Genomic DNA, 8,693 nt, shown 5'->3' on the forward strand with positions numbered 1-8,693 from the left:
CGTAGCAGGCGCAGCCATACCTTGCCGTGTCAAACCACAGTTTGTACATCCCCTGCTGAGTCAGGTCATCCTCAAGCACCCCAATGCGCATCGATCTACTTCCTTAAAGATTTGCACATTTTGCATGATGATGATTGTAGGTGATGTCCGGGTCATTCCCAGCGGCCCCCACTGATTCAATGCCAGTTATTTATACGACAGACCAGCCATGGAATTTGGGTGTTCATGTGGAAGTTTTCAGGTACTTCTTGATCAGTTGGCTTCGATGTGAAAAAAATGCTTTTTCCGTGTGGTGTTTGCTGATTTGATGGCAGTGTGCCATGTATTTGGCTAATTATTTCCTGTTGTCGTTGAGGTGGCGGATGTTTTTTACCAGTGCTGCTATATCGTTATTTTCGGTCAGAAGATTCTGTGAGATTTTTTATAAATTATTCTGGATCGGAGCTATATCCGCTGGTGGGAGTTGCTGCTGGTATGGATTGGATTGAGTGTTCTTATTTAAATATTAATTCCGAAGCGTCAATCGCTGCAGGTCATAGCCATTATTGGAACTTCGTGTCGTGATGCGAAGGGTGTTGAAGCCATTGTGCAAGAGTATTGGTATGGGCTTTTGATCAACCGTCTTGTTCCAACCATCGGCAGACAATTCGATCGCATTAGCAACCTGTTGGCCGTTGACATGCAGATCAATGCGGTTGCCGCTTGAAGCCACAGCTGTACTCAACACCAATTGGTAGGTGCCAGCTTGTGTTGCCTGGACCAGATAGTCGATGGATCGGCCGGGGGCCAGGTGTCGCACCTGGTTCCTGGATTGTTCGCTGTAAGGAGGGAAATTGCCCGCGAACGCATAGGCTTCGAAGCTGCCAGGGGCCTTGTTGCGTCCTTCAAATGACGGCGTAGGGCCTGCCAGCGTCTGGTCCATGCAGCGGATCTTGGGCGTGTCAGTGATGGCCAGGTCGGTGGTCAGTTCCCAGGCGCCGTACTGCGTACTCCAGTTGCCTGCACCGGCGTTGAACCACATGAAGAGTTGACCGCCAGACTGGTACCAGGTGCTCAGGTAGCGCCGGCACAAGTCCTGCATGCGCGAATCCAGGTTGGCATTCATCTTGGCGTCATGGCTGCCAGGGCCAAACGTGTCAGCGCCGCCCTCGTAGGCCAGCCAGGGCAGGCCGTACCAGCTGGCCAGCGCCTGGTTCTTTTCGAACTCATTGATGCGCGGCAGGTCGGTCACCGACTGCTCCATGGCTTGCAGCACCTGGTCGGTGCTGAGTCCTTCTTCCCGTTGCTGTTTGCCCAGGTTGAAGTAGGGTGCGCCCGCCATGGCATAAAAATACCTGGCAGGCGGTCCGTACACGGCTGCGATGAAGTTCAGTCCCAAGCCGCTGGCATAGCTGTTGACCACCTGGGTGGCAAACACCGGCCGTACCCGACTCATCATCTCTGAGTCACCGAAAACGCTGCGGAAAATGTCGCTGATTTCCTTGCCGCGCTTGGCGATGCGCCGGTAGGCCCACTGGTTAAGATCCTGGCTGCCATCGTAAGCCAGAGGCGAATTCGGATCGGCTTTGACTTCCTCCATGGCCAACGCCTTGTTGCTGCCATATTGCTTGAACTGGCCGTTCCAGACTTCGTTGCTGTACTCGACGTAGATGCGGCTGTTGGCGTTGAGTGTGGTCTTGAGCAGCCAGGCCAATTGCCTCACGTAATCATCGGTCGCCGCAACGGGTATGTTGATCCAGACGTGCTGTCCGGTCTGGTTCGCCAGCGCAACAATATGCTCCCATGGCACTCCCTTGCCCGAGTTGTAGCGCATCCGTTGCGGATCGGTGCGTGTGGCCCAGGAGGTGACCGGGTTGTTGTTGGTGCGCAGCCAGTCCATGAAGCGCAGGGTGCCGAAGCGCTGCACATGGTTGATGAAGGCGCGGGTGAACAATGGCGGATTGCTGGCATCGTAGCCGGGGCGTATGACTTGCAGATTCTTGATGCCGGCTCCGGTCTGGGTGAATGAGAGAGCCAGTTGGTCTGCCTCTGCCGGCAAGACCAATTCAAGTCTCGTGCGCTTGGTCGAGGGGTCGTAACGCTGATGCAGGACCTGCGCCCTTGATGCCACAGGCGTAACGGTCGCTTGTCCGTCGAAGGTCACCGTGTAGGTACCGGCAATACCGCTCACACCCCGTTGGTCGCTCATCAGGAAGATGCCGAAATCTCCCACCGGCCATCCGTCGTCGCCGACCATGGCTTTTTCGTCCCAAGGGCTAGATGTGCTGCCAAAGCGCCGCGCCTGCTTGACCAGATCGACGTAGACATGGGTGCGCGAGTAGTCGGCGATGGGAGGAGGGTTGGCGCCTAGCAATTCTTTGGCAGGCGGAAAAGCCTCTGCATGGCGTGGGGCGGATGTTTCCGTCATTGCCGGGATTGCCACTGCGGATGACGCTTGCTGCTTGTCCCCGCATGCGGCCAGGCTCTGTATCGCCAGAGCCAGCAGCAAGGCGCTGTGGGTCTGGCGGGACCATCTGTCAGTGCGGGGAAGTTGTTTGGAAAGAAGCATGTCGCGTGTCAGTACAGAATGCGGCGGAACGGTGCATTGCTACCTGAGTGGTGAGGTGTGGTCGCAGGTCTTGTGGTAATACCCGTTTCGGGCCGGTTCTTGATGCTTTCGCCCCAGCCTAGCAACAGAAACAGCATGGGCTCGGTATGAGCGCCCATGTACACCGTAGCGAATGAGATGAAGGCGGCCAGGTAGATGCCAGCGAAGGTAAAACCCAAGGGGGGTTCACCGGGTGGTGCTTTCAACCCGAACTTGATCTGAGAAATGATCGCATAAAGGAATATGGTCAAAAAAATGGCAGGTGCCGGCACACCATGCTGTAGCGCCATCAGGAAAAAGGCGTTGTCGATCGACTCCATGCCCGCGATCTTTGGCCTAGTCGTCAAGCCCCAGCCGGTCCACATTTTTTCGTACATGAACTCCTTGTAGCGGTCGATCATCTCCTTGCGGTAGAGCATGGTCTGCGCCTCGCCGCTGATGACCTCGCCCTCCCTCGGCGTGATGTAGGAATCCAGTGCCACCTTGCCCGCGCCGCCGCCCATCACCAGTGCCAGCGCGAAGATTACCAGCCATTTCTTGCGGTTCTTGAAGTTGCCCACTGCTGTCATGGCCGCACCGATCAAGCCGCCGATCCAGGGGCCGCGTGAGATGGTCATGATGGCCATCAGAATCAGCAAGATTGAAATCTTGGCTGCTAATGGAATGCGCATCCAGCGCGTGTTTTTGTCCAACCAGCCCAACCAGTTACGCTGGGGCTTGTCCCACTCGCCCAGCCAGGTCAGCCAGCGATGCAGGCGATACACCACCACGATCATCACGCAGGCCAGAATCGGGTGCTCGAAGGTTCCGGCGGTGCGCGCGACACCGTAACGGATGGAGAGTCCGCTACCCGCGCCAGGGAAAAACATATTGAACAATTTATAGACTGGACTGACCCAGAACTTCAGTTCGTACACGAACATCGGGAAAAAAATCACGAACATCAGCACGAACATGCGAGCCACCGCGATATCCATCTGGCGTTTGTCTATCACGTAACGCCCGATCAGGTAGGGGCCGATCAGCGACGACAGCATATAGAATGCATAGTTTTGTGCATCCGAATAACCCCGATTTATAAAATCCACGAATACTCGGAACACCACATAGATGGTCAGCAACATTTCCATGCGGCCGAACTGCATGAGCGGCCGTTTGTCCCGCAGCACCACCACTAGGATCGGCAGGATGGCGGCCTGCATCAAGTTCGGGTCGGGTAGGCCGGGAATGGTGACGAAAAAATTGAACGGAAATGCCAGGAAAATCGGGATCCATACCAGCAATACCGCTTGCGTCAAGCCGCGCCGGGCAATCATGTGCAGCGACAGCAAGGTGGCAAGGAAGACGATGTAGCTGGTCATGGGACTCGCGGTGGGTCAGGTGGGGATTGTCTCGTTGTGGGAGCGACGGAACTGTGAACGAGTCGTGAAATCCTTGCATACGATGCCTGGTATCAAGTGCCGGCCGCTCTCGCGGACCATAATCGGGCTTGTCATGAAAACCCATTGTTTACGTCCTGCCACGGCGCTCGCTACAGCGGGCGCGCTGCTGCTGGCTGCCTGTGCCAACACAGTACCCGATAAGTCTCTGCCTGATGGCCGCTCACAGGCCGAAGCCCTCTCCTTCAAGCCACGGGAAAAGGTCAGCGTCGAAATGCCCAGCAAGGAGGACCTTGCCTTGCTGGAAGAAACTGTTAACCCAGTGTATCAACTGGGCAGCGGCGATCTGGTGCGGGTCGATGTGTTCGGCCGCCAGGATGTGAGCGGCAAGTTCATCATAGGCCCCGACGGCATGATCACCCTACCCATGGTCGGCAATGTGTTCCTGAACCAGTTGACCCGGGAGCAAGCGCATGCTGCGCTAGACCGTCGTCTGCGCGAGTTTTACAGCCAGCCGCATGTGACCCTGGGCGTGGAGGACTATGCCTCAAATGTGGTCACGGTGCTGGGTCGTGTGCAAACCGCTGGGCAGCAGCGTTTTCCCCATCCGCCGACCCTGGCCGAGGTGCTGGCCAATGCCGGCGCTATGCCCATCCTGGACAAGCAGGCCACCCTCACGCGTTGCGCCATCATCCGTGGCCGCGACAAGCTGATCTGGGTTGACCTCAAAGCCCTGCTCAACGGTGACCTGGGCTACAACATCCGCATGAAGAAGGGCGATATCGTCTTCATCCCGGATTCGTCCGAAACGGCGGTGTATGTGCTCGGTGCCGTGCCCAGACCCGGCTCCTACCGCCTCACGCCAAGCATGACAGTGCTGGATGTGCTGGCACAGGCCGGTGGCCCGACCTCAGACGCAGCGCCCGAGAAGATTGGTATCTACCGTGCCACCAGCCGCCAGACCCAGATTCTGGACTTCTCGGAACTGATAGGCCCCAACCGCAAGGTCAACTATGCCTTGGAGGATGGCGACGTGCTGTTCGTTCCCAATAGCGGGCTAGCCGATTTTGGCTACTTGTTGCGCCAGATATCGCCCGCCATTGGAGTACTGACTTTCGGCATGACTGTGGACACCTACATGAACCAGAACAAGTGACGCCGCACAGCACAGCATCCACCACAACGTCGCTGCGTGCCCGTATGCTGCGCTCTGGCGCCTGGTTGGTTGGCAGCAACCTGGGCTCGCAGGTCTTGCGCCTGGCCAGCAACCTGGTGCTCACCCGCCTCTTGTTGCCGCAGGATTTCGGCCTCATGGCTGCGGTCAATACACTGTATTTCGCGCTGGTGATGTTTTCCGATCTGGGGGTATGGCAAAGCGTGGTCAAGAGCCCTCACGGTGATGCCCCCCGCTTTCTCGGTACCGCCTGGAGCATGCAGATGGCGCGGGCAGGACTGCTGGCGTTGGGCGTACTGGGCATGGTTCTGGGTTTGCTGCTGGGGCAGGGCGCGGGGGTTTTCGCGCCGGATACGGTCTATGCCGATTCACGCCTGCCTTGGATGATGTCCGTGTTTGCCCTCTGCGCCCTTTTGCAGGGGGGTGAGTCGATGCGCCTGGCTACGGCGCAGCGCCAGCTGCATGGCCGTGTCATGGCACAGCTTGAACTCTCTTCGCAGCTGGCGGCATTGTTCGTGACGCTGGGACTGGCTTGGTGGACACAGACGGTCTGGGCCTTGCTGGCGGGCACGCTCACTGGCAGCGTCGTGCGCACGCTACTCAGTCATCTGGTCGTGCCGGGAGCGCCGGTGCGTCCTTGCTGGGACCGTTCCCATGTGCGGGAGCTGCTGGGTTTTGGTAAATGGATCCTCCTGTCATCGGTAGTAGGTTTCTTGGCCGCACATGGTGAAAAACTCATCCTAGGCGCCACCCTGGGTCTCACCACCTTCGGGGTTTTTGCCGTCGCGGGTAACCTGTTGGCGGCAGCGATGGGGGTATACAGCACCATCAATGGACGCGTGATCTTTCCCAGCCTGAGCCAGGCCTTGCGCGATGGCGATGAAACCGGGCTGGTGCGGGTCTATACCCGCGTGCAACAGATTGCCGACGGTTTCCTGGGACTGCTCACCGGCATGCTGCTGATGGCCGGACAGTGGGTGGTTTGGCTGCTCTATGACGCCCGCTATCATGAAGCTGGTTGGATGCTGCAGTGGCTCAGTCTGGGTCTGCTGGCCATGCGCCATCAGGTGGTCGAACAACTGATGTTTGCCCGCGGAATGCCGGCCTGGGTCACTACCAACAACATCTTGCGTGCTGTCTTGCTTGCTACCGCGGTTCCAGCAGGTTACACCCTGGCCGGAGAGCGTGGCGCCATCGCTGGCGTGGTGTTGAGCCAGTTCGCCAGCTGGCCGCTGTCACTGTATTTCAAGTACCGCCAAGGCCTGCTGCATTGGGGTACCGAACGTTGGTGGTTGCCTGCCTTGCTGGTTGGAATGGCTGGCGGGAGTATCGTGCACCTGTTGTTGAGCGCGTGGCGCGGTTGATGTCATAAGTATTCATTTTACGAAGTAAAATTCTACATGCGCATCACTTTTTTGTTGCCAAATGACAACCTCACTGGAGGAACGCGGGTGGTGGCCACCTACGCACGCCTGCTGCAGGCGCGCGGTCACCAGGTGCTGGTAGTGTGCAACGCGCCGCCCAGACCTAGTGTCCGCGAGGCCTTGCGCCTGCTGCGTCGACGCAACTGGGAGATTCTGCGCCAGCGCTACTTTCCACGGCCCGGCCACATCGCCTTGTCAGGGGTGCCGATGCGCCGACTGGAACGGCATCGCCCCATCATGGCGAGCGACCTGCCCGATGCCGATGTGGTGGTGGCTACTTGGTGGGAAACTGCGGTCTGGATGCACGATCTGCCTGCAGCCAAGGGCGCTCATGTCCATCTGGTGCAGGGCTATGAAATCTGGGGCGGGCCGGAGCAGCGCGAGCATGTGCATGCAGCCCTGCGCTTGCCCAACCGCAAGGTGGCTATCTCGAAGGCCTTGAAGCAGGAAATCGAGGGCGTGCTGGGTGACCTCGACATGGTTGTGGTCACCAATGCCGTGGATCTGGAGCTGTTCTATGCTCCGCGTCGGCCGCGCCAGCAACCGCCTACCGTGGGCTTCATCTTTGCACAGACTCCCATCAAGGGTGCGGACCGTTGCCTGCAAGCCATCGCGCTGGCGCGGCAACAGGTGCCCGATCTGCGGGTGCTGGCATTTGGTGCAGAACAACCTAACACCGACTGGCCGCTACCGCCGGGCACTGATTTCACCTATCGTCCTGCGCAGTCGCTCATCCCCGCTTTGTATGCCCAGTGCGACATATGGCTGTTCCCATCACGCCAGGACAGTTTCGGACTGCCCATATTGGAAGCCATGGCCTGCCTTACGCCGGTCATCGGTGTGCCCATAGGTGCGGCGCCGGATCTGCTGCCGCAAGGCGGTGGCGTGTTGTTGAGCGGGACAAAGGATGAGGACGTTTTGTGCCGGGAGATGGCCGATGCCATCGTGCGACTGTGCCATATCCCGGAGGAAGAATGGCAGGCCATATCGGATGCCGCTTACGCTCAGACCCGCCGCTACAGTTGGGAGGACGCCACCTCCCTGTTCGAAGGCTTGCTGCAACAGACGGTGCAGGCCTGATCAGCGGGCGCGGCGCCAGTACAGCCGTTTGATGGCGCTGTACAGGCGTATCGCCGGATAAGCCAGATATGGCGCCTCAGCACGAAGATTTCGTGCTTCTCGTTGATCGAGTCGGTTTTTGATTGCTTGGAATGATTGGTATGAAAAATCTTGTTTCAGGAGTGGATATGCCACTCGTGTCGATTATTATTCCGACCCGCCATAGAATCGCCTTGCTTAACAGAGCGCTGCAAAGCGTGGATGCTCAGGCGTACGATGCCATCCAAGTCGTCATAGTTGATAACTCTTCCGATGAACCCATACGATCTGCTGATATTTATACCAGGTATTCCTGTCTGATCGTCCGGACGGATTCCATGTTGTCGGCTTCCAGGGCGCGCCACTTCGGTGTTCAAAATGCACGGGGTGAGTTGATCTGCTTCCTTGATGATGACGATGTCTACAAGGAAAATAAAATCCGGGACGAAGTGGATTATCTGCTGGAACATCCGAAAGTCGAGTTTGTCTACGGTCAGACAGTTCATGTCGGTCCGGATGGTTCGACTATTGCTGTTTCCCGTGGCGATCCGGAAGTTACGTCATTCTTGCGCTGGAGATACGTCCATCTGAACTCCTTGATGGTCAGGAGAAGCGTCTATGAACAAGAGTTATTTAACTTGAAAATGACGACTTTTGAAGATGTGGATTTTGTTGGGAGACTGATCAGGCGTGGGCATGGAGCATACATTCCTGATGTTCATGCTGTCTGGAACAGAGACGGTCGTCCTGATCAGTTGACGCGTCGAAATTGGCGACGATCATATGAAAATTGGAAAATTTTGTGCACTGAATTCCGTGCTGAAATAATGCGTGACAGGGGGCTAATAGTCTTTTATCATAAAAAAATGTTGATTTTGTCGTTGATTTTTTTTGATTTTAGGCAGATTCTGAAATCAGCCTTCTTGTTGTCAAAAAATTGTTTATGGTGGAGGAGTTAAGGTAATCGTGCGAGGCATTTGAGATGAATTTTTGTAGCCGTCGATGAGTATTATTTTTTAGTCAAATGATAG

General features: G+C 56.9%; 6 protein-coding genes. 4 read left to right on the forward strand and 2 right to left on the reverse strand.

The genetic code is table 11. The features are described from left to right. Positions 1-505 precede the first annotated feature (505 nt). Positions 506-2,548 carry a hypothetical protein gene (locus tag PHQ58_RS22535; protein WP_300115920.1) on the reverse strand — a complete coding sequence of 681 codons (2,043 nt, stop codon included), beginning with the start codon at positions 2,546-2,548 and terminating at the stop codon, positions 506-508. A gap of 8 nt (positions 2,549-2,556) precedes the next feature. Next, a complete protein-coding gene (locus PHQ58_RS22540; RefSeq protein WP_300115922.1) occupies positions 2,557-3,948 on the reverse strand; it encodes an O-antigen ligase family protein in 1,392 nt (463 codons plus the stop codon). A gap of 133 nt (positions 3,949-4,081) precedes the next feature. Between PHQ58_RS22540 and PHQ58_RS22545 the strand changes: the two genes are divergently transcribed. The 4 genes from PHQ58_RS22545 to PHQ58_RS22560 all read left to right on the forward strand — a co-directional run bounded on the left by PHQ58_RS22545 (position 4,082) and on the right by PHQ58_RS22560 (position 8,621). Continuing rightward, complete coding sequence (locus PHQ58_RS22545; protein ID WP_300115924.1) at positions 4,082-5,122, forward strand: polysaccharide biosynthesis/export family protein; 1,041 nt, start codon at positions 4,082-4,084, stop codon at positions 5,120-5,122. Then, on the forward strand, positions 5,119-6,504 hold the full coding sequence (locus PHQ58_RS22550) for an oligosaccharide flippase family protein (protein WP_300115925.1): 1,386 nt from the start codon (positions 5,119-5,121) through the stop codon (positions 6,502-6,504). The genes PHQ58_RS22545 and PHQ58_RS22550 overlap by 4 nt, the downstream gene beginning before the upstream one ends. 36 nt (positions 6,505-6,540) lie before the next feature. Continuing rightward, on the forward strand, positions 6,541-7,644 hold the full coding sequence (locus PHQ58_RS22555) for a glycosyltransferase family 4 protein (RefSeq protein ID WP_300115927.1): 1,104 nt from the start codon (positions 6,541-6,543) through the stop codon (positions 7,642-7,644). A gap of 140 nt (positions 7,645-7,784) precedes the next feature. After that, positions 7,785-8,621 (forward strand): glycosyltransferase, encoded by an 837-nt coding sequence (locus PHQ58_RS22560; RefSeq protein ID WP_300115929.1) that lies wholly within the window; start codon positions 7,785-7,787, stop codon positions 8,619-8,621. Positions 8,622-8,693: the final 72 nt, after the last annotated feature.

This window comes from Rhodoferax sp., assembly GCF_028688795.1.
GTDB lineage: Bacteria > Pseudomonadota > Gammaproteobacteria > Burkholderiales > Burkholderiaceae_C > Rhodoferax.